Source organism: Cypionkella sinensis (genome assembly GCF_042646385.1).
Lineage (GTDB): Bacteria > Pseudomonadota > Alphaproteobacteria > Rhodobacterales > Rhodobacteraceae > Cypionkella > Cypionkella sinensis.
On sequence record NZ_JBHRTO010000002.1, the window covers coordinates 709,876 to 729,851 of the forward strand.

Annotated in this window: 21 protein-coding genes and 1 tRNA gene; 16 read left to right on the plus strand and 6 right to left on the minus strand. The window is 63.5% G+C overall.

Features of this window, described 5'->3' with window-relative positions; translation table 11 throughout:
- The first annotated feature begins 3 nt into the window (after positions 1-3).
- From recF to gyrB, 4 genes are all read left to right on the plus strand, one after another.
- Positions 4-1,086: a DNA replication/repair protein RecF gene (gene recF / locus ACFOGH_RS18560; protein WP_380074663.1), complete on the plus strand. Its 1,083-nt coding sequence runs from the start codon at positions 4-6 to the stop codon at positions 1,084-1,086.
- Positions 1,083-1,607, plus strand: coding sequence for a GNAT family N-acetyltransferase (locus ACFOGH_RS18565; RefSeq protein ID WP_380074664.1), 525 nt, complete (start codon positions 1,083-1,085; stop codon positions 1,605-1,607). The genes recF and ACFOGH_RS18565 overlap by 4 nt, the downstream gene beginning before the upstream one ends.
- 22 nt (positions 1,608-1,629) lie before the next feature.
- Positions 1,630-2,256 (plus strand): LysE family translocator, encoded by a 627-nt coding sequence (locus tag ACFOGH_RS18570; protein WP_380074665.1) that lies wholly within the window; start codon positions 1,630-1,632, stop codon positions 2,254-2,256.
- A gap of 74 nt (positions 2,257-2,330) precedes the next feature.
- Positions 2,331-4,781, plus strand: coding sequence for a DNA topoisomerase (ATP-hydrolyzing) subunit B (gene gyrB / locus ACFOGH_RS18575; protein WP_380074666.1), 2,451 nt, complete (start codon positions 2,331-2,333; stop codon positions 4,779-4,781).
- A 183-nt stretch (positions 4,782-4,964) separates the two neighbouring features.
- Here the strand turns inward: gyrB and ACFOGH_RS18580 are convergent, their stop codons facing one another.
- Both ACFOGH_RS18580 and ACFOGH_RS18585 read right to left on the minus strand, forming a co-directional pair.
- The gene (locus tag ACFOGH_RS18580; RefSeq protein WP_380074667.1) at positions 4,965-5,525 is read right to left on the minus strand and encodes a dimethylsulfonioproprionate lyase family protein; all 561 of its coding nucleotides are present in this window, start codon (positions 5,523-5,525) and stop codon (positions 4,965-4,967) included.
- A 19-nt stretch (positions 5,526-5,544) separates the two neighbouring features.
- Positions 5,545-5,621 (minus strand) — tRNA-Arg (locus ACFOGH_RS18585).
- Positions 5,622-5,946: 325 nt separating this feature from the next.
- On the opposite strand from ACFOGH_RS18585, the gene ACFOGH_RS18590 reads away from it, so the two are divergent.
- Together ACFOGH_RS18590 and ACFOGH_RS18595 are read left to right on the plus strand one after the other, a co-directional pair.
- The gene (locus ACFOGH_RS18590) at positions 5,947-6,978 is read left to right on the plus strand and encodes a LacI family DNA-binding transcriptional regulator (RefSeq protein ID WP_380074668.1); all 1,032 of its coding nucleotides are present in this window, start codon (positions 5,947-5,949) and stop codon (positions 6,976-6,978) included.
- A 308-nt stretch (positions 6,979-7,286) separates the two neighbouring features.
- Complete coding sequence (locus ACFOGH_RS18595) at positions 7,287-7,841, plus strand: glutathione peroxidase (protein WP_380074669.1); 555 nt, start codon at positions 7,287-7,289, stop codon at positions 7,839-7,841.
- Here the strand turns inward: ACFOGH_RS18595 and ACFOGH_RS18600 are convergent, their stop codons facing one another.
- From ACFOGH_RS18600 to ACFOGH_RS18615, 4 genes are all read right to left on the minus strand, one after another.
- Positions 7,842-9,842, minus strand: coding sequence for an oxidoreductase (locus ACFOGH_RS18600; RefSeq protein WP_380074670.1), 2,001 nt, complete (start codon positions 9,840-9,842; stop codon positions 7,842-7,844).
- 455 nt (positions 9,843-10,297) lie between these two features.
- Positions 10,298-10,672, minus strand: a complete 375-nt coding sequence (locus tag ACFOGH_RS18605; protein WP_380074671.1) for a hypothetical protein — start codon at positions 10,670-10,672, stop codon at positions 10,298-10,300.
- A gap of 41 nt (positions 10,673-10,713) precedes the next feature.
- Complete coding sequence (locus tag ACFOGH_RS18610; RefSeq protein ID WP_380074672.1) at positions 10,714-11,475, minus strand: DUF6478 family protein; 762 nt, start codon at positions 11,473-11,475, stop codon at positions 10,714-10,716.
- Between the two features lie 183 nt (positions 11,476-11,658).
- The gene (locus tag ACFOGH_RS18615; protein WP_380074673.1) at positions 11,659-12,240 is read right to left on the minus strand and encodes a hypothetical protein; all 582 of its coding nucleotides are present in this window, start codon (positions 12,238-12,240) and stop codon (positions 11,659-11,661) included.
- Positions 12,241-12,366: 126 nt separating this feature from the next.
- Between ACFOGH_RS18615 and ACFOGH_RS18620 the strand changes: the two genes are divergently transcribed.
- The 10 genes from ACFOGH_RS18620 (at position 12,367) to ureG (ending at position 19,912) form a co-directional block, all read left to right on the plus strand.
- Positions 12,367-13,356 (plus strand): LacI family DNA-binding transcriptional regulator, encoded by a 990-nt coding sequence (locus ACFOGH_RS18620; protein WP_380074674.1) that lies wholly within the window; start codon positions 12,367-12,369, stop codon positions 13,354-13,356.
- 388 nt (positions 13,357-13,744) lie between these two features.
- Positions 13,745-14,560: an urease accessory protein UreD gene (locus tag ACFOGH_RS18625; RefSeq protein ID WP_380074675.1), complete on the plus strand. Its 816-nt coding sequence runs from the start codon at positions 13,745-13,747 to the stop codon at positions 14,558-14,560.
- Positions 14,561-14,569: 9 nt separating this feature from the next.
- Positions 14,570-14,872, plus strand: a complete 303-nt coding sequence (locus ACFOGH_RS18630) for an urease subunit gamma (RefSeq protein ID WP_380074676.1) — start codon at positions 14,570-14,572, stop codon at positions 14,870-14,872.
- Positions 14,873-14,881: 9 nt separating this feature from the next.
- A complete protein-coding gene (locus tag ACFOGH_RS18635) occupies positions 14,882-15,439 on the plus strand; it encodes a HupE/UreJ family protein (protein ID WP_380074677.1) in 558 nt (185 codons plus the stop codon).
- 4 nt (positions 15,440-15,443) lie between these two features.
- Positions 15,444-15,764 (plus strand): urease subunit beta, encoded by a 321-nt coding sequence (locus ACFOGH_RS18640; RefSeq protein ID WP_380074678.1) that lies wholly within the window; start codon positions 15,444-15,446, stop codon positions 15,762-15,764.
- Positions 15,765-17,471, plus strand: a complete 1,707-nt coding sequence (ureC, locus tag ACFOGH_RS18645; RefSeq protein ID WP_380074679.1) for an urease subunit alpha — start codon at positions 15,765-15,767, stop codon at positions 17,469-17,471.
- Positions 17,472-17,545: 74 nt separating this feature from the next.
- Positions 17,546-18,175, plus strand: a complete 630-nt coding sequence (locus ACFOGH_RS18650) for a hypothetical protein (protein WP_380074680.1) — start codon at positions 17,546-17,548, stop codon at positions 18,173-18,175.
- Positions 18,176-18,178: 3 nt separating this feature from the next.
- Positions 18,179-18,661, plus strand: a complete 483-nt coding sequence (locus ACFOGH_RS18655; RefSeq protein WP_380074681.1) for an urease accessory protein UreE — start codon at positions 18,179-18,181, stop codon at positions 18,659-18,661.
- The gene (locus ACFOGH_RS18660) at positions 18,654-19,295 is read left to right on the plus strand and encodes an urease accessory protein UreF (RefSeq protein WP_380074682.1); all 642 of its coding nucleotides are present in this window, start codon (positions 18,654-18,656) and stop codon (positions 19,293-19,295) included. The genes ACFOGH_RS18655 and ACFOGH_RS18660 overlap by 8 nt, the downstream gene beginning before the upstream one ends.
- Positions 19,292-19,912, plus strand: a complete 621-nt coding sequence (gene ureG, locus ACFOGH_RS18665) for an urease accessory protein UreG (protein ID WP_380074683.1) — start codon at positions 19,292-19,294, stop codon at positions 19,910-19,912. The genes ACFOGH_RS18660 and ureG overlap by 4 nt, the downstream gene beginning before the upstream one ends.
- The last annotated feature ends 64 nt before the right edge of the window (positions 19,913-19,976 follow it).

Consider the following 19,976-nt stretch of genomic DNA (forward strand, 5'->3'; position numbering starts at 1 on the left):
AGCGTGAGTGGTCTGGCTATTACCGCGCTGAGCCTTTCGCATTTCCGCAGCCACAAGGCCGCGCGGTTGGCGTTTGATGGCCGCCCGGTGGCGATTGTCGGCCCGAATGGTGCGGGTAAGACCAATATCCTTGAAGCGGTTTCGCTGCTGTCGCCCGGTCGTGGCCTGCGCCGCGCCGGTGCCGACGAGATTGCCCGCAAGCCCGAGTCGTTGGGCTGGAAGATCACCGCCAACCTCCACGGCTTTGACGCCGATCATCAGGTGGAAACCTGGGCCGAGGGCGGTGAGGCCAGGGCTGTGCGCATTGACGGCAAACTGGCCACGCAGACCGCGCTTGGCCGCATCGCTCGCGTGCTGTGGCTGGTGCCCGCGATGGATCGGCTGTGGATCGAGGCGGCTGAGGGGCGGCGGCGGTTTCTTGATCGGCTTACCCTGTCTTTCACGCCTGACCATGCCGAGGCGGTGCTGGCCTATGAAAAGGCCATGCGCGACCGCAACCGTTTGCTGAAAGACCAGATCACCGATCCGCATTGGTATGGCGCTCTGGAAAGTCAGATGGCGCAGGCGGGCGCGCAGATCACCGCCAACCGTGAGGCCGCCCTCGCCCGCCTGCACGCCGCCCAAGCCGATGCCGAAACCGCCTTTCCGCGCGCCGATCTGACGCTGATCGGCGAGGATGCCGCCGATCTTGGCCCAGCCCTCGCCGACAACCGCCGCCGCGACATGGCGGCGGGCCGCACGCTGATCGGGCCGCACCGCGCCGATCTTGCCGCGATGTTTACCGCCAAAGCCACCCCCGCTGCGCAATGCTCTACCGGCGAGCAAAAGGCCCTACTAATCAGCCTGATCCTTGCCAATGCCCGCGCGCTGTCCGCCGATCTCGGGGCTGCGCCGATCCTGCTGCTGGATGAGGTGGCCGCTCACTTGGACACCGCCCGCCGCGCCGCGCTTTACGACGAGATCTGCGCCTTGGGTGCGCAAGCCCTGATGACGGGAACCGAGGCCAATCTGTTCGACAGCCTTGGCGCGCGCGGACAAACCCTGCATGTCAGCGATCACCAAGGCCAATCCGAGGTCAGCCCATGATCGAAATCATCCCCGAATGGGCGCTGACCGCAGCAGATGAGACGCAGATCGCCCATCTGCTGACCCTCTGCTTTGGCGATAATTTCGACCAGCGCAGCTATCTGCGCCAGCGCCCGCACCTGCGGGTGATCCACCGCGATCAGGGCCAGATCACCGCACATATCGCGATCCTGCTGCGCGCCGTCCGGCTTGGCCCCGACATGGTCGATACAGCCGGTCTGGCCGAGGTCTGCACCCACCCCAACCAGCGCGGCCAAGGCCTTGCCAGCCGCCTGCTGCAAACCGCGATCCGGCACTGCCGCACCAGCCCTGCCCAGTTTCTGACCCTGTTCGGCACCGCCCCGCTTTACGCAGGCCACGGCTTTGCTGGGCACAGCAACATCCTGACCTTTGTCGAGATGACCAACACCCACACCACTGCCATAACCACCGAGCCTGCGGAGACCCTGATGGTGCTGCCCCTGCGCGCCCAAATCTGGCCCGCCACCGCCCCGCTGGACATGCTCGGCCCGCTCTTCTAAGCAAGCCGCGGGGGGAATAATCATGACCGTCACGTTTTACGAATTGATGCTTTACGCGGGCGGCATGGCCTTGCTTTGGGTGATCCCCGGCCCGGTTTGGGTGGCGCTGACCGCGCGGGCTTTGTCGGGTGGTTTTGCCAGTGCATGGCCGCTGGCCGTTGGTGTGGCCTTGGGCGATCTGATCTGGCCGATGGCTGCGATCTTTGGGCTGACCTGGATCGTCTCGGTCTATGCCGATTTCCTGCACGCCCTACGCTGGGTTGCGGCTGTGGTGTTCGTCGTCATGGGTATTCTGCTGATCCGCAAGCCTGCCGTCGCCCCCAGCACCGATGGGCGGATGACCAAACCGGGCATGTGGGCGGGCTTTGCCGTTGGCGTCGCGGCGGTGATCGGCAACCCCAAGGCCATCCTGTTCTACATGGGTGTGCTGCCGGGGTTCTTTGATCTTTCGCGCGTCAAGGCCCCCGACATCGCGGCGATCCTGCTGGTTTCTGCCACCGTGCCGATGCTGGGCAACATCGGCCTTGCGCTGTTTCTCGACCGCGCCCGCCGCCTGTTGTCCAGCCCGGAAAGCATCCGCAAACTGAACCTGATCTCGGGGATTTTGCTGATTGGCGTTGGCTTGGTGATTGCAGCGTCAAACCGCTAAATATTGGGCCCAAGGCGTGACATCCCCCCCCTGAACCGCTATATTGCGCAGGTAATTCAAGGGGTGAAAACCACATGGCCGAAGAGCCCAAGAAGCCTGAATCCTATGGCGCAGATTCTATCAAAGTTCTCAAAGGCCTAGAGGCTGTTCGCAAGCGTCCCGGCATGTATATCGGCGATACCGACGACGGCTCGGGTCTGCACCATATGGTGTATGAAGTCGTCGACAACGGCATTGATGAGGCTTTGGCCGGACATGCCACGGCGGTGACGGTGAAAATCCACGCCGACAACTCGGTTTCGGTGCGCGATAACGGGCGCGGCATCCCGGTCGATATGCACAAGGAAGAGGGTGTGTCAGCCGCCGAGGTCATCATGACCCAGTTGCACGCGGGCGGCAAATTCAACAACACCGACGATTCCGGCAATGCCTACAAGGTGTCGGGCGGCTTGCATGGCGTGGGCGTTTCGGTGGTCAATGCGCTGTCGGAATGGCTGGAGCTGACGGTTTGGCGCAACGACATCGAATATCGCGCCCGATTTGAGCATGGCGAATGCGTGGTGCATGTGCATGAGGTTGGCCCAGCGCCGGGGATGCGGGGCACCGAGGTGCGGTTTCTGGCATCGGCCAAGACCAACATCCCGGATGGCACGTTCTCCAATCTGGACTACAGCTTCAAGACGCTGGAACACCGTCTGCGCGAACTGGCGTTCCTGAATTCGGGTGTGCGGATCATCATCGAAGATGAACGCCCCGCCGAAGCCCTGCACACCGAGCTTTTCTATGAAGGCGGTGTGAAGGAATTCGTCAAATACATCGACCGTTCGAAAACCTCGATCATGGCCGAACCGATCTACATGATCGGTGAGCGTAACGGCATCGTGGTGGAAGTCGCGATGTGGTGGAACGACAGCTATAACGAGATGGTTCTGCCCTTCACCAACAACATCCCGCAGCGGGATGGCGGCACGCATTTGGCCGGTTTCCGGGGCGCGCTGACCCGCACCATCAACGCCTATGCGCAATCCTCGGGCATCGCCAAGCGCGAGAAGGTCGATTTCACCGGCGATGATGCGCGTGAGGGGCTGACTTGCGTGTTGTCGGTGAAAGTGCCTGATCCGAAATTCTCGAGTCAGACGAAAGACAAGCTGGTGTCGTCGGAAGTGCGTCCGGCGGTTGAGAATATGGTCAACGAAAAGCTGGCGGAATGGTTTGAAGAAAACCCGCAGAACGCCAAGATCATCGTTGGCAAGATCATCGAGGCCGCGATGGCCCGCGAAGCTGCCCGCAAGGCGCGCGAGTTGACCCGCCGCAAGACGGCGCTGGATGTGTCGAATCTGCCAGGGAAGCTGGCCGATTGTCAGGAGAAAGACGCCTCGAAGGCCGAACTGTTCCTGGTCGAGGGTGACTCGGCAGGGGGGTCGGCCAAGCAGGGCAGAAGCCGCGCCAATCAGGCGGTGCTGCCGCTGAAGGGCAAGATCCTGAACGTCGAGCGCGCCCGGTTTGACCGGATGCTGGCCAGCCAGGAAATCGGCACGCTGATCACCGCGATGGGCACCGGGATTGGCCGCGATGAGTTCAATCTGGCGAAGCTGCGCTATCACAAGATCATCATCATGACCGATGCCGATGTGGATGGCGCGCATATCCGCACGCTGATCCTGACCTTCTTCTTCCGGCAGATGCCGGAACTGATTGAGGCGGGGCATCTCTATATCGCGCAGCCGCCTTTGTATAAGGTCGCGCGCGGCAAGTCTGAGGTTTACATCAAGGACCAATCCGCGCTGGAAGATTACCTGATCGACATGGGGCTTGAGGGTGCCGTGCTGATCCTGCCGCATGGCGAGGAACTTGCCGGGGCCGACCTGCGCCGGGTGATCGACGGCGCGCGGGCTTTCCGCCGGGCGCTGGACAGCTTCCCCACCAACTACCCGCGCGGGATTCTGGAACAGGCGGCTTTGGCCGGGGCGTTCGATCAGGGCCAAGCCGACAGTGACCTGCAAGCGGTGGCCAATACCGTGGCCGAACGGTTGAACCTGATCGCTGCCGAGTATGAAAAGGGCTGGACGGGCCGCATCACGCAAGATCACGGCATCCGCCTGAGCCGCGTGCTGCGCGGTGTGGAAGAGCTGCGCACGCTGGACGGTGCGGTTCTGCGCTCGGGCGAGGCGCGGCGGTTGGCGTCGATTTCGCGCGAGACCCGTGATGTCTATCGCGACCCCGCCAAGCTGACCCGCAAAGACCGCGAGCAACTGGTGCATGGCCCGATTGATCTGCTGAAATCGGTGCTGGCCGAGGGGGAAAAGGGCCTGACGCTGCAACGCTACAAAGGTCTGGGCGAGATGAACCCGGAACAGCTGTGGGAAACCACGCTTGACCCCGAAGCGCGCACGCTGCTGCAGGTGAAGGTCGATGATCTGGCCGAGGCCGACGACATTTTCACCAAGCTGATGGGGGATGTTGTGGAACCCCGCCGCGACTTCATTCAGGCCAATGCGCTGAACGTCGAACATCTGGACGCGTGATAGAAAGGGCCCGCATCACGCGGGCCCTTTTGTTTGCGGCAGGCGGCGCAGGCGTGGCGAAAATCCTTCCCATCTGGGAATGACTTGTGCTTTAAGGCTGAGTTTCGCCCGATTTATACAATATGTTGTGGTTCAGGCGGATTTCCACCTGCAAGGGCCAATCTTGGCCAGCCCGCACGATGGCTAGATCGGCAGCACCCACAGCGCCAGAAACGGCGCTGGCCCGGACCGCATCGCGTGCAAGATCCCCGGTGGATTGTAGATGAAGCCCTGCAAACCGGGGTCGGTCCAGTTCATATCGGCGTTCCACCATTCCCCAGCGCTCATCGGCAGATAGACCTCGGCGGGCGGGTGGTTGTGGTCGGGGTAAAGCACATTCGGGGCCATCACCGTGACGCCCAGCCAGACATCGTCACGCTCTTCCAGTCCGCCCGGCCCCAGCACCAACGCATTGGCGTGGCCGTTCCAGAACACGGTATCTTCGGGCCGCGCCGTTGACCTGCGGGTCCAGCACAGGTGCTGCTCGATCTGGGCAAAGCTTTGGGTCAGCGCGCAGGGATTGGCGGCCAGTGCCGGGGCGATCCAGTCGCAGACCGGCAGGCGTTCGGTTTTGGGCTGGGCGACACCCGCAGCACCGCGCCAGCGTGCCACGGCAGTTGCCGCAACTTCGGCCGCGACGCCCTGTGTCGCCTGCAAGCCCGCCTCGACAGCGGTCAGAAACCCTTGAAGCGCCTGCGTCCGCATGACCATTCCTTTGTAAAAATGGTGACCCCGGCGTGATTCGAACACGCGGCCTACGGTTTAGGAAACCGCCGCTCTATCCGGCTGAGCTACGGAGTCACACGCCCTTTCATGCGAAAAAACCAAGCCAGATGCAACAGGATTGGCCGCGCAGATCGGCAAAAACAACGGGGGGAAATTAAGGGGGAGTGACTTTTGGCCCACCACTCCCCCTCGGGTTCGTCGCGTCTGGGTTGAGAGCTTGCAGGACGCGCCGAATATCGCCAGCACGAATGCTGTTACCGCTAACATAGCGCAAATCGCCGCGCGAAACAAGCCATATCTTCGGCCCGCGTCCGTGGCTGCGGGCGCATCGGCCAACGGGGGCTTGGACATATGCGCAATTGGCGATAACAAGGAAGAAACCCTTTTGCAGGCCAGTCCCTTGAGCAAACCCCCGATCTCTGATCCGCGCCGCACCCTGACCCTTCGCGATGTGTCCGAGGCGTCAGGCGTCAGCGAAATGACGGTCAGCCGCGTGCTGCGCAACCGTGGCGATGTGTCGGACACCACGCGCGAGCGGGTGTTGGAGGCCGCGCGCCGACTGGGCTATGTGCCGAACAAGATCGCCGGGGCCTTGGCGAGCCAGCGGGTCAATCTGGTGGCGGTGATCATCCCCTCGCTGTCGAACATGGTGTTCCCCGAGGTGATGACCGGCATTTCCGACACGCTGGAGGACACCGGCCTGCAACCCGTTGTGGGGGTGACGAATTACTCGCCCGACCGCGAGGAATCGGTGCTGTATGAGATGCTGTCGTGGCGGCCCTCGGGCGTGATCATCGCAGGGCTTGAGCATACCGATGCGTCGCAGGCGATGCTGGCGCAGGCCGGGATTCCGATTGTCGAGATCATGGATATTGACGGCAGCCCGGTCGATAGCGCGGTTGGCATCTCGCACCGCCGCGCCGGACGGCAAATGGCCGAGGCGATCATCGCCGCGGGCTATCGCAATATTGCCTTCCTTGGCACGATGATGCCGCACGACCACCGGGCGCGCAAACGGCTGGAAGGGTTCGAGGAGGCTTTGGCGAAAGCGGGGCTATCGTTGGTGGAGCGCGAGTTTTACTCGGGCGGATCAGCGCTGCTGAAGGGGCGCGAGATGACCGAAGCGGTGCTGACGCGCAATCCGCAGGTGGATTTCCTGTATTATTCAAATGACATGATCGGCGCAGGTGGACTTTTGTATTGCCTGTCGAAAGGCATCGACGTGCCGGGGCAGATCGGTCTGGCTGGGTTCAATGGCGTTGAATTGCTGGATGGTTTGCCGCGCAAACTGGCGACGATGGACGCTTGCCGGTTGGAAATCGGCCGGGTTGCGGCAGAGATCATCGCCGGCAAACACGCCTCTGGCACCATCGGCGGCGAGGTGATCGAACTGTTCCCGACGCTGCAAAAGGGTGACACGATACGGGGGTGAGTTTGGCGCCCTATTTTCATACGGCAGCGCGGCGTGAATTTCTTGCCAGATTTGTTCCCAAACAAATCTGGCCGCGCCTGCCTGCCCCCGGCAGGCGCGTTACCGCGCCAGCCCAGTCAGGCGCGGCCAGATTTCCCGAGCGCAGCACCTCGGCCCACACCCCTTGCTCAACGGCGTTCCGCCTTATGAGCAACGAACCGGCAAACTCTGCCCCGCAGAGTTTGCACTCGGTTCGGGACCTGACCTGCCATAACTGATCCAATCCCCGCCCCGCAGCGTATCTTTGCCAAGCAACCCCGGAGGCCCGCATGATACCGCACCGCACGCCTGCCCTTCTCGCCGCAGCACTTTTCCTGTCGCAAACCGGAGCAATCCCGATGGCCGAAGCCGCCGATCCCGCGCCCAGCTTTACATTCACCTCGATTGATGGCGGCACCTATGACACCGCCCAATGGCGCGGCAAGCCGGTGCTGGTGGTCAACACCGCCTCGATGTGCGGCTACACCCCGCAATATACCGATCTTCAGGCGCTGTCGGACCATTACGGCGACAAGGCTGTGGTACTGGCGGTGCCATCCGATGACTTCAACCAAGAACTGTCCTCGGATGCCGAGGTGAAGGAATTCTGCGAGTTGAACTACAGTCTGACCCTGCCGATGACGACCATCGCGCATGTCGCCAAAGGGTCGGTGGACCCGTTCTATGCGTGGGTGAAAGACAGCCAAGGCTTTGTGCCGGGCTGGAATTTCAACAAGGTGCTGATTGGCCCAGATGGCAATTTCGTCAAGGGCTGGGGGTCGAATGCCAAGCCGATGGGCGCGGTGAAAGACGCGATGGATGCCCTGCTGGCGGGCAAATCGTAACTACAGACTTGCCGCCAGCCGCGCGCCCTGATCAATCGCGCGCTTGGCGTCCAATTCCGCCGCAACATCCGCGCCACCGATGATATGCGCGGTGATCCCGGCCTCGGCCAGACTGTCGGCCAAGTGGCGCTCGGGCACTTGGCCCGCACAGAGGATGACATCATCCACGGGCAAGATTTCCTCGACCCCGTCGCGCGCAATTCGCAAGCCGCCGTCCTCGATGCCCAGATAGCTGACCCCGCCCCACATCTTGACGCCCTTCATTTGCAGGGCAGCGCGATGGATCCAGCCGGTTGTCTTGCCAAGCTTGCGACCGGGCTTTTCCGGCTTGCGTTGCAACAGCCAAACCTGCCGGGCGGGCGCGTCGGGTGCGGGGTCTGCAAGACCACCGGGCGTGGTGGCGGGATCGCCCACACCCCATTCTCGCCGCCATTCAGCAGGGTGTTCGGTGGTGGAATGACCGCCCGCCACCAGAAATTCAGCCACATCAAAGCCGATGCCGCCAGCCCCGATCACCGCGACGCGGCGACCCACCGGGGCACCTTTCAGCGCCTCGATATAGCTGAGCCCGCGTGCTTGCCCCACGATCCCCGGATCACGCGGGCTGACGCCGGTGGCCACGACCACCTCATCAAAGCCGCGCAGATCGTCGATGCCTGCCGTTGCACCAAGCCTTGTCTCGATCCCCGAGGCAGCAACCTCTGCCGCGAACCAGTGGACGAGGCCGTTGAATTCTTCCTTCCCCGGCACCAAGCGTGCGAGGTTCAACTGGCCGCCGAGGGTGGTGGATTTGTCAAACAGCGTCACGCGATGGCCGCGCTTGGCTGCGACCAACGCAGCCATCATGCCAGCGGGACCTGCGCCCACAACCGCGATGGATTTCGGGGTGGCTGCGGGTTCGTAGCGGAGCACGGTTTCATGGCAGGCGCGCGGGTTGACCAGACAGGAGGTCAGCTTGCCGGAAAAGGTATGGTCGAGACAGGCCTGATTGCAGGCGATGCAGGGGGCGATGCGGTCCGCCTGCCCCGCCGCCGCTTTGGCGACGAAATCCGGGTCGGCCAGAAATGGCCGCGCCATTGAGACCATATCGGCAGCGCCTTCGGCCAGCAAAGCCTCGGCCACGTCAGGGGTGTTGATGCGGTTTGAGGTGATCACCGGGATCGATACTTCGGGGCGCAGGCGGGCGGTTAGATGCGCGAAAGCCGCGCGGGGCACCGAGGTGGCGATGGTCGGCACCCGCGCCTCGTGCCAGCCGATGCCGGTGTTCAGGATGCTGGCCCCGGCGGATTGGATGGCGCGGGCGAGGGTTGTGACCTCATCCCAGGTTTGGCCATTGGGGATCAGGTCGATCAGACTGATGCGGTAGATCAGGATAAAATCCGGACCAACGGCGGCGCGGACACGGGCGACGGTTTCAACGGGCAGGCGCATGCGGTTTTCAAAACTGCCGCCCCAGCGATCAGTGCGGTGGTTGGTGTGGGTCACAAGAAACTGGTTCAGGAAGTAGCCTTCCGACCCCATCACCTCGACCCCGTCATAGCCTGCCTCGCGGGCGCGGGTGGCGGCGGTGACGATATCGCTGATCTGTTTTTCGATGCCCGCCTCATCGAGTTCGCGCGGCGGAAACGGCGAGATCGGCGATTTGATGGGGGAGGCTGACACGCAATCCTTGGAATAGGCGTAGCGGCCCGCGTGCAGGATCTGCATGGCGATCCGGCCACCTGCGGCGTGGACGCGGTCAGTGACGATGCGGTGGTTGGCGATATCGGTAGGGCTGAACAGGCCCGCAGCGCCGGGGAACACGCCGCCTTCGGCATTGGGGGCCATGCCGCCCGTGACCATCAGGGCAACCCCGCCACGGGCGCGGGTGGCGTAAAATTCGGCGACGCGGTTCCAGTCGCCGGTTTCCTCTAGCCCGGTGTGCATCGAGCCCATCAGCACCCGGTTTTTCAGGGTGATATGGCCCAGATCAAGCGGGGCGAGCAGGTGGGGATAGGGCATCGGTTTCCTCCGGGTTTGCCGCAGGATGGCGGGAAATTGCGGGCTTGTCATCGGGAACGCGGCGTCACGGGACAGGAGGTTGGAGGGCGGGTTAGTTCCTGAAATCAGGTCGTTAGAGCAGACATCCCGTTGTGCCGATTGCTTCAGGCGGGAAAAGGCGAGGCACTGCCTCGGCCCCGCCTGCGTGGGCACCTTGGGGTTGGACCGCTCATCACACAAGACCGGGTAGGTCAGCGCTCGCCCCGGCGGGTGGAACACCCGCCCTGCGGGGGGCGGGCGTTGACCGCGGCCTTTGGGCCACGGTCGGGTAGGGTCGGACGGGGCGCATGGCCGCGGCGATGGCCGCGGCCACGGGGCGCGGGCGGTTTGTGACAATGTTGGCGGTTTGCGAGAAAACGAGGCCCCGGATCAAGTCCGGGGCGGCGAGAAATTGGCGGAGGTGCAGCGCTTACCGCTTACATCGAGGTTTCAAGGCAATGGCGGCGGAAGGCGCGCTTCAGCATGTCCAACTCGGCGCGCAGAAGGTCGATCTCGGCGCGCACATCGTCTTCCATCGCGACGCCGGTGATGATGGTGAAATGCGCCAAGGTTTGCCCGGTGCCGCGATTGCGGATCAGGAAAGTCTGCACGCCTTCGCTGAGCAATTCGGATGGGATCGGCACCTGCACGGCATATTCGCCGGGACGGTCCGCAATGGCGGTGACATTGATGCCAGGGACGGGTTGTTCCAGATGCAGCACATCCAGCGCCGGGGCACCGGAAACCCCGGTCAGCACGCCTTCCCAGACGCCAGCGCGGATGCGGGTTTTGGTAAGAATAGTGTCAGACATCAAAACCTCAGAGTTCGGCGCGGGTCAAAGTTCAGCATGGCCTAAAGTTCAGCACGGGGGCGGCGCGAGAAGGTCACGTCGCGCAGGATGATCTGGTTCATCTCGGGGCCTTCAAAGATCAGATCGACCCAGAGTTTCTCGACCCGCTTTTCGTTGATCTTGGAATAGGCGAGGTCGAATTCCACCATCACCTCTTCCTCATTCAGCGGCAATTCGCGGACGATTTGTTCGATGTTCGGCCCGTGTTTGATGTTCAGCCGCGCGAAGATTTCCAGCGGCTTTTCCATCTCGACGATCACATCCATGCGGATGATATGGTTCTGTTTCAGCCCACGCGCTGCGTCTTCGGGCATATCGACCACCAGCGACAGGAAAGAGCCGTCAAAGCGGAACACGTCCATCCGAAAGCCGAACGGGGCGATATCGGCCTCTCGCGTGTTGCGAATCTGGCGGACGGTCAGTTCTGATCGGCGGCAATCGTGGAAAATCGTCGCGCCGTCGTAAACCGGGGCCTTGCTGGGCACGCTTGCAAAGCCTGGCACCGGGATCGAACCCTTCCACAACTCGGGTCGCCACGCCCAATCGGTGCCAAGCGGTTTGCGGATGATGTTTGACCCGATCACCGGCAGGGCAAGGCGGTGGTCGGCCTCGTGGATAACGCGGTCAAGGTTGCGGCGCAGGGCCCGGGCGCGGGTGCGCAAGGACCGCAGGCCATCCAGATCGGTGGCGGGGGCGGCATCGGCAGCCTCGCCCCAGCGGCGCAGCGCGCGCTTGTTCAACAGCCGATCGACCAAACCTGACATTCGACCCGATCCTGATCGCTCTGCCCCAGATCGCTTTGCCATGAAACCTTCCCGCATTTTCCCGTGAGGGTGCATTGTTGAATATATGGAAACTATGCTGTTATCGCTGCAAAATTCTTAATACTCCACCCTAAAGCGGTGTGATTTGCGAAGAACTGTTGCGATCTGGGCAAGTCGGCGCGATCAAGCGGCGGTTTTGTTGGCAGCCCGCAGTGCATCCAACGCTTGTTCCAGAATTTTGCGGCCTTCGGCAGGGTCCAGCCGGATCTCATCGGTGCCGGTGGCCGACAGGGTAACAAGGCGGCCCTTCACCCCGATCACCGCGCGCCAGTATTCGCCGACATTGCGGTCTTGCAGATGTAGCAGAAACGCATCGCCTGACCCCAAGGCCGCGATGATCTTCACATCTCCCGCCCGACCCGAGCGCGAGAGCGTGGCGCGGCCCTGCTTTGAGGCAAAGAACGCCGCCAGCGCAGGCCCCCCCGCCGTCATCACCCCCGCCGAGCCGCCTTGGCCAATCGACACGGTGATCAGCGCTGGCGTGGCCTTCATCGCATCCGAGCAGCGACCCATCAGAAACACCGCGCTGTCGCGGGTTTCACGGCTGGCCTTGCCGTCAATGCAATAGCCCGGCGGCACGCCGATCTGCAAAGCACCGCCCAGAACCGGCGCTGCGCGCGGCGAGGTCATGCCGCCGCCAACCTGACAACTGGCTAGCGCCAGCAGAGCAGCCAAGGTGGCGAAAAGGCGGGTATGAAGGCGCATCAGGTCAAACTCCGGGTCTGGCCGCAGGGCGGATGGCCCAGCGATACGGCGGCGACGGCTTTGACACAAGCCGGATATCGGACTAGCACGGAAGCACATCTTGACCACCGGGGTTGCGCGCGGCGTATGACCAGTATTCGCGACATTGCAAAATATGCGGGCGCCTCGGTGACGACGGTGTCGCGGGTGATCAACAACAGCGGCTATGTCAGTGCTGCGACGCGGTTTCGGGTGGAGCAGGCGATTGCCGATCTGGCATTTACCCCCAGCGCCAGCGCGCGGCGGATGCGCAGCGGCAGCAGCCGGATGGTGGGCGTGGTGTTGCCTGCGCTGGATGTGCCGTTCTTCGGGATTCTGGCGCATGTGATCGAGCGGGAATTGTTCCGCCGTGGCTTGCAGGCGCTGATCTGCTGCACCGATGAAAGTGCTGATCAAGAGGCGCAGTATATCTCGATGCTGTTGTCTCAGCAGGTGGATGGCGTGCTGGCGGCCAGCGTGCTGGAGGATAGCGCGCAGTATCAGCGGCTGGTCGATGCGGGCGTGCCGATTGTGGCGATTGACCGGGCCTTGCCGGGGCTATCGGTGAAGCGGGTGGCGGCAGATCATCACTTGGGCGGGCGGATGATGGCCGAGCATTTGCTGGGCCTTGGCCACCGCCGTTTTGCGGTGATCGGCGCGCCGCAGCACAGCCCGCCGGTGCAGGCGCGTGTGCAAGGTGCGGTGCAACGTCTGGCCGAGGCGGGGTTGGGCGCGCAGGTGGTGCTTGGCCCCGCGCATGATTTCGACGCCTGCCGCGCGTTGGCGGCGGGGATCTTGACGGGGGGCGAACGCCCCACGGCGTTGATTGGCACCACGGATATTGCTGCCATTGGGGCGGTGCATGCCGCGATTGGCGCGGGGCTTTCTGTGCCTTGGGACATCTCGGTGATCGGCTTCGATGACCTGCCGGAATCGCGCTATGTGCTACCCGCGCTGACCACCGTTGCCCAGCCCCTGCGTGAGATCGGCACGCAGGCCGTGGCGCAACTGGTGGCACAGATGGCGGGCGAGGAGATCACCCTGCCCGACCTGCCGCTGCGGCTGGTGCTGCGCGATACCACAGCCCCGCCGTGTTAGGGTTTTGGCGAAGGCCATCGCCTTCGCCACGCTGTGCGCGTGCCGCTGAAACCGCCGGGCCTTCAAGGCCCGGCCAGCGCCCGACGCAGCCATGGCGGGCGCTTCTCGCTCGCCGGGTCGGGTGCTGGCCTCATTGGGTTTCGTGCTGAACCGTCTACAGGGTGAGACCACGCACTCGGGCGGGGAAACGCGGTGCGTTTCCTGCTTCCGCCCGGAGTTGGCTGCACAAGCGCGCGACTGTCGATTGGCTTATTGCATATAATTTGGGCGTTTCGCTGCTATATCGGGCGGATTCCCTCACGACTATGCCGTTTTCCGCGCCATTCTTCGGCTGCGCATTTTCGCTCCCAATCCGTGGTGCTGTAGTCGCGGGCAAGGAGTCCTCTTGATGCTGGCCACCCCCGCGATCCCGATGCAGCGCAGCCAAGGTGCTGCCTTTGCCAGCTTTCGCTGTCTGGATGGGCGTGCGCGATTGGTCGATCTGGCGCAGCAAGGCTCGGCCAAGGCGATGTTGCCACGGGTGGCGGGCGTGCCGGAAGTGGTGTTTCTGAACACCTCGGGCGGGCTGACGGATGGCGATGCGCTGTCCTACCGGCTGGATTTGGGCGCGGGGTGCAGCGTGACCGCCACCACGCAGACGGCCGAGCGGGTCTATGCCAGCCGGGGTGCTGCGGCACGGGCAAAGGTGCAGGCCAGCGTGGGGGCGGGCGGGCATCTGGATTGGTTGCCGCAAGAGACGATCTTGTTTCAATCCAGCCACTTGGCGCGGGATACACAGGTGGATTTGGCAAGCGGTGCGAGTTGCCTGCTGGCCGAAACCGTGGTTCTGGGGCGGCACGCGATGGGCGAAGCCCTGACCGATGCAAGGCTGACCGATGCGCGGATGGTGCGGCGTGGCGGGGTGACGGTCTGGGCCGAGACGCTGCGGATGGATGCCAGTGTGCTGGCCGATGCCTCTGCCGCGCTGCTGGGGCAGGCGCGCGGTTTTGCGGTGATCGCGTTGATCGCGCAGGGGGCCGAGGATGCGGTGGCGCGGTTGCGCACTGTGCTGACTCATGCGGGCTGCGAGGCTGCGGCCTCGGGTTGGGATGGCAAATGTATCGCCCGGATCACGGCCCGCGATGGTTGGCCGTTGAAGCAACAAGTGGCGCTGGCGCTGGCGGCTTTGCGGACGGGTCCGCTGCCCCGCGTCTGGCAGATGTAGGAGACTGCGATGAACCTGACCCCGCGAGAGCGTGAGAAACTGCTGATCTCGGTCGCCGCCATGGTGGCGCGCGGGCGGCTGGCGCGTGGGGTGAAGCTGAACCACCCCGAGGCGGTGGCGCTGATCACCGATTTCGTGGTGGAAGGCGCGCGCGATGGCCGCACCGTGGCCGATCTGATGCAGGCAGGCGCGCACGTGATCACCGCTGATCAATGCATGGATGGCATCCCCAGCATGATCCATTCGGTGCAGGTCGAGGCCACCTTTCCTGACGGGACAAAGCTTGTCACCGTCCACCACCCCATCCGCTAAGAGGTTCAGATGAAACGTATTCTTTCTGTCGCACTGATCATGGCCCCCTCGGTCGCCTTGGCGCATCCGGGGCATGGCACGGGCTTGCTGGCGGGCTTCACCCATCCTTTCACCGGCAGCGATCACCTGCTGGCGATGGTCGGCGTCGGGCTTTGGGCTGCGATGCTGGGCGGGCGGGCGCGTTGGGCGCTGCCTGCGACGTTTCTGTCTGCGATGGCCGTGGGCGGCGCTTTTGCGATGAACCTTGATCTTGGTGCGGCTGCGGCGGCGGTAGAGCCTGCCATCCTTGCCTCGGTCATTCTGCTGGGCGCTGTCGTGGCGCTGGCCCTGCGTGCGCCCTTGGCCGTGGCTTTGCCGCTGGTTGGCCTGTTTGGCCTTGCCCATGGCGCGGCGCATGGGACCGAGATGGTTGGCAACGGGCTGGCCTTTGGGGCGGCGATGCTGGCGGCCACGGCGCTGCTGCACGGGGCGGGGCTGGCTTTGGGTCTGGCGCTGAACGGCAAACTCGCCCGCGCTTTGGGTGGCGTGACGGCTGCGGCGGGCCTTGCGCTCGCCTTTGCAGGGTGACGCCATGATTCCCCCCAAAGTCATTCCGGGCGAAGTGTTTCCCGCCGAAGGCACGATAGAGTTGAATGCAGGCCAGCCCAGCATCACGCTGATGGTCGCCAACACCGGCGACCGTCCGGTGCAGGTGGGCAGCCACTACCATTTTGCCGAAACCAACCCCGGCCTGAGTTTTGATCGTGCCGCCGCGCGCGGGATGCGGCTGGATATCGCCGCAGGCACCGCTGTGCGGTTCGAGCCGGGGCAATCGCGCGAGGTGCGGTTAACGCCCTATGGCGGTTTGCGCCGGGTGTTCGGGTTCAACTCTGCCGTGATGGGGGATCTGTAAATGGCCACACGCATCGCCCGCGCCGATTATGCGGCCATGTATGGCCCGACCACCGGGGATCGCATCCGGCTGGGTGACACCGATCTGATCATCGAAGTCGAACGCGATCTGACCACCTATGGTGAGGAGGTCAAATTCGGCGGCGGCAAGGTGATCCGCGATGGCATGGGGCAAAGCCAGATCCCGCGCGCGGGCGGGGCGGTGGATACCGTGATCACCAACGCGCTGATCCTCGATCATTCCGGCATCTACAAGGCCGACGTGGGCCTGCGCGATGGGCTGATCCACAAGATCGGCAAGGCGGGCAACCCGGATACGCAATCGGGCGTCGATATCATCATCGGGCCATCGACCGAGGTGATCGCAGGCGAAGGCCGCATCCTGACCCCCGGCGGCATGGATGCGCATATCCATTTCATCTGCCCGCAGCAGGCCGAGGATGCGCTACATTCCGGCGTCACCACGCTGTTCGGCGGCGGCACCGGCCCGGCGCATGGCACTTTGGCCACCACCTGCACCCCCGGCCCGTGGCATATCGGGCGGATGCTGATGGCGCTGGATTCCATTCCGATGAATTTTGGCATTTCCGGCAAGGGAAATGCATCTCAGCCTGCTGGCCTTGTGGAAATGGTCAAGGCAGGCGCATCGGCGCTGAAACTGCACGAGGATTGGGGCACCACCCCCGCCGCCATCGACTGCTGCCTGTCGGTGGCCGACGATATGGACGTGCAGGTGATGATCCACACCGACACGCTGAACGAATCCGGCTTTGTCGAGAACACCTTGGCCGCGATCAAGGGCCGCACCATCCACGCCTTTCATACCGAGGGCGCGGGCGGCGGTCATGCCCCGGATATTCTGCGGGTGGTCGGCCACGCCAATATCATCCCGTCCTCGACCAACCCGACGATGCCCTACACCCGCAACACGGTGGAAGAGCATCTGGATATGCTGATGGTCTGCCATCACCTTGATAAATCCATCCCCGAAGATGTCGCCTTCGCCGAATCCCGCATCCGGCGCGAGACGATTGCGGCGGAAGACATCCTGCACGACATGGGGGCGCTTTCCATCCTGTCGTCGGACAGTCAGGCGATGGGGCGGATTGGCGAGGTGATCATCCGCACCTGGCAAACGGCGCATAAGATGAAGGTCCAGCGGGGCCGTCTGGCCGATGAGACCGGGCAGAATGACAACCTGCGCGCCCGTCGCTATGTCGCGAAATACACCATCAACCCGGCGATTGCGCATGGGGTTTCGGCCCATATCGGTTCGATTGCTGAAGGAAAGCGGGCAGACCTCGTGCTGTGGAACCCGGCGTTTTTCGGGGCCAAGCCCGAAATGGTGCTGATGGGCGGCATGATTGTGGTGGCGCAGATGGGCGACCCCAATGGCTCGATCCCGGTGCAGCCGATGTATTCGCGCCCGATGTTCGGCGCTTTGGGCCGCGCGATGCAGGCAAGTTCTGCGACCTTCGTTTCCCAGGCGGCCTTGGCGGATGATGTGGGCGGCAAGCTGGGCTTGGGCAAAACCGTTCTGGCGGTGCAAGGCACGCGGACGATTGGCAAGGCCGACATGGTGCTGAACAACGCGCGGCCCGAAATCACCGTGAACCCGGAAACCTACGAGGTCCGCGCGGATGGCGAACTCCTCACCTGCGAACCCGCGACAGAGCTGCCCTTGGCGCAGCGCTATTTCCTGTTCTGACGGAATTTGTCATGGGCGATAGGCATCGGCAGATTTATGATCGAGGCAGTTCAACGCCGAGGTTCCCAATGACTATGCTGCGCATTCCCCTTGCCTTCTGCCTTGCTATCGCCCTGCCCGCCCATGCCGATTGCGTGACCGCTGACAGCCTTGCCACGGGCGTGACCTTCAAGCGCGAGGATGGCCACACCGGCATTATCCGCGCGGCGGGCAAGATGTTTGAAATCGACTATGCGACCAATTCCAACGGCATATGGCGCGACAAACGCCTGTCGCGCTTGGGCATTTACGATTCCGAATGGCAATCGACACCCACCAATGAAAACTATGTCGGCGGCGGTCCGGGCGGCGATTTCAGCTATAAGTTCAGCGGCAAGCCCCCGCTGCCCAAGGCCGATACCACTTGGGCGACCACGGTGTCAGAGCGCAAAAGCCTTGAGGCTGGCCTGCAATCCGGCCCGGTGATCACCCGCAGCAGCTATAAAGTCACCTACAGCTATCTGCCGACCAAGACCGCGAAACTGTCGGGGTGCAGCTATACCATCCAGCCGGTTGAGGCGCATTTCACCAACAAGAACACCGACCTCACCCGCCGCTTCATCTACTTCCCCGACCTTGGCTTTGGCTTGGAAACCCGCGTGATTGATCGCAAGGGCGATGCCAGCCGTGAGTTGGGGCTGACCTCACTTACTCCGAAAGGCTGACCCATGCTCCCTGCCCGATCTTTACTGCGAAACGCCGCCGCTGGTGCGATGGATCGGGTGGTGCTGTCCTATGACGAACGCTTTCTGCGCCGCAAACGGCTGACCTGCGAAAGCGGGGCCAGTTTCATGGTCGATCTGGCCGAGACGATCTCGGTTGAAGATGGCGATGCCTTTGTGCTGGATGATGGCCGCAAGGTCGCGGTGGTGGCGGCGGAAGAACCCGTGGTGCGGGTCGAGGGGCATCTGCCGCGGCTGGCCTGGCATATCGGCAACCGGCACACGCCCTGTCAGGTGGCCGAGGGCCATCTGGTGATCCGCCGCGATCCGGTGATCGAGGCGATGCTGAAGGGTCTGGGGGCAACGCTGACCCTGCACATCGCGCCGTTCCGCCCGGAAGGTGGCGCTTATGGCCATGGTCGCACGATGGGGCATGATCATGGCCCCGCAGGCCATTTCGCGCTGAACTTTGGGGCCACGCATGGCTGACCCGACCGACCGCCTGCGGCTTGTGCAATGGCTCTCGCCCGCCTTTCCCATCGGGGCCTTTGCCTATTCGCAGGGGCTGGAGGTGGCGATTTCGGACGGTGATGTGCGCACGGCGCAGGATCTGGAGGGATGGATTGCTGCCATCCTGCGCCACGGCTCGGGCCGGATTGACGCCATAGTGCTTGCCCATGCCCGCCAAGCGCAGGCCGATCTGGCGGGGCTGACGGCGCTGATCCTCGCGCTTGCCCCGAGTGCCGAACGTGTGACCGAGTTGCAGGAACAAGGCCGCGCCTTTGCGCTTGCGATCAGTGCGATCACCGGGGTTGATCATCCCGCCCGCCCCTATCCAATCGCCGTGGGGGCTGCGACCGCCCCCTTGCGCGTTTCGACCGCAGAGGTTCTGACGCTTTGGCTGCAAGGCCTTGCGGCGCAACTAACCTCTGCCGCCGTGCGGTTTGTGCCGCTCGGGCAAACCGATGGCCAGATGGTGCTGGCCCGCCTTGCCCCGCGCATCACCGCTTTGGCCGCCGAATATGCCGAGGCCCCGCTGTCAGCGCTGCATTCCAGCGCCTTCCGCGCCGATATCGCCGCGATGCGCCATGAAACTTTACCGGTAAGGATTTTCCGCACATGACGAACCCTCATGGCCCCCTGCGCGTTGGCATCGGCGGCCCGGTTGGCGCGGGCAAGACCACGCTGACCGAACAGCTTTGCCGCGCTTTGGCCCAGCGCTGCTCGATGGCCGCGATCACCAATGACATCTACACCCGCGAGGATGCCGATTATCTGACCCGCGCGCAGGTGTTGCCCGCCGCTCGCATTCGCGGAGTGGAAACTGGCGGCTGCCCGCATACCGCGATCCGCGAGGATGCCAGCATCAACCTTGCCGCCGTGGCCGATCTGCGGCAGGCCTTCCCCGACCTTGACCTGATCCTGATCGAGTCCGGTGGCGATAACCTTGCCGCCACCTTCTCACCCGAGCTGGCCGATATCACCATCTACGTCATCGACACCGCCGCAGGGCAGGACATTCCGCGCAAACGCGGGCCGGGGGTAACGCGGTCTGACCTGCTGGTGGTCAACAAGACCGACCTTGCGCCTTACGTCGGCGTTGATCTGACGCTGCTGGAAAGCGACACCCAGACCGCGCGCGCCCAGCGCCCCTATGTGCTGGCGCAACTGCGCCACGGTAAGGGCATCAAGGATGTGGTGGCGTTTCTGGAACGTGAGGGCGGGCTGGTGCTGAGCTGACCTAATGCACCTCGCCGCCCCGGACTTGATCCGGGGCCTCTTGGCGTGAACAGAGGCCCCGGAT

Bases quoted from the DNA above. Each gene is read 5' to 3' on its own strand.
- ACFOGH_RS18655 (WP_380074681.1), top strand. From the start codon at position 18,179: ATGCTCCCTGCCCGATCTTTACTGCGAAACGCCGCCGCTGGTGCGATG.
- ACFOGH_RS18660 (WP_380074682.1), top strand. From the start codon at position 18,654: ATGGCTGACCCGACCGACCGCCTGCGGCTTGTGCAATGGCTCTCGCCC.
- ACFOGH_RS18640 (WP_380074678.1), top strand. From the start codon at position 15,444: ATGATTCCCCCCAAAGTCATTCCGGGCGAAGTGTTTCCCGCCGAAGGC.
- ACFOGH_RS18625 (WP_380074675.1), top strand. From the start codon at position 13,745: ATGCTGGCCACCCCCGCGATCCCGATGCAGCGCAGCCAAGGTGCTGCC.
- ACFOGH_RS18600 (WP_380074670.1), bottom strand. From the start codon at position 9,842: ATGCCCTATCCCCACCTGCTCGCCCCGCTTGATCTGGGCCATATCACC.
- ACFOGH_RS18620 (WP_380074674.1), top strand. From the start codon at position 12,367: ATGACCAGTATTCGCGACATTGCAAAATATGCGGGCGCCTCGGTGACG.
- ureC (WP_380074679.1), top strand. From the start codon at position 15,765: ATGGCCACACGCATCGCCCGCGCCGATTATGCGGCCATGTATGGCCCG.
- ACFOGH_RS18615 (WP_380074673.1), bottom strand. From the start codon at position 12,240: ATGCGCCTTCATACCCGCCTTTTCGCCACCTTGGCTGCTCTGCTGGCG.
- ACFOGH_RS18595 (WP_380074669.1), top strand. From the start codon at position 7,287: ATGATACCGCACCGCACGCCTGCCCTTCTCGCCGCAGCACTTTTCCTG.
- ACFOGH_RS18580 (WP_380074667.1), bottom strand. From the start codon at position 5,525: ATGCGGACGCAGGCGCTTCAAGGGTTTCTGACCGCTGTCGAGGCGGGC.
- ureG (WP_380074683.1), top strand. From the start codon at position 19,292: ATGACGAACCCTCATGGCCCCCTGCGCGTTGGCATCGGCGGCCCGGTT.
- ACFOGH_RS18650 (WP_380074680.1), top strand. From the start codon at position 17,546: ATGCTGCGCATTCCCCTTGCCTTCTGCCTTGCTATCGCCCTGCCCGCC.
- ACFOGH_RS18610 (WP_380074672.1), bottom strand. From the start codon at position 11,475: ATGTCAGGTTTGGTCGATCGGCTGTTGAACAAGCGCGCGCTGCGCCGC.
- ACFOGH_RS18570 (WP_380074665.1), top strand. From the start codon at position 1,630: ATGACCGTCACGTTTTACGAATTGATGCTTTACGCGGGCGGCATGGCC.
- ACFOGH_RS18635 (WP_380074677.1), top strand. From the start codon at position 14,882: ATGAAACGTATTCTTTCTGTCGCACTGATCATGGCCCCCTCGGTCGCC.
- ACFOGH_RS18605 (WP_380074671.1), bottom strand. From the start codon at position 10,672: ATGTCTGACACTATTCTTACCAAAACCCGCATCCGCGCTGGCGTCTGG.
- ACFOGH_RS18565 (WP_380074664.1), top strand. From the start codon at position 1,083: ATGATCGAAATCATCCCCGAATGGGCGCTGACCGCAGCAGATGAGACG.
- gyrB (WP_380074666.1), top strand. From the start codon at position 2,331: ATGGCCGAAGAGCCCAAGAAGCCTGAATCCTATGGCGCAGATTCTATC.
- ACFOGH_RS18630 (WP_380074676.1), top strand. From the start codon at position 14,570: ATGAACCTGACCCCGCGAGAGCGTGAGAAACTGCTGATCTCGGTCGCC.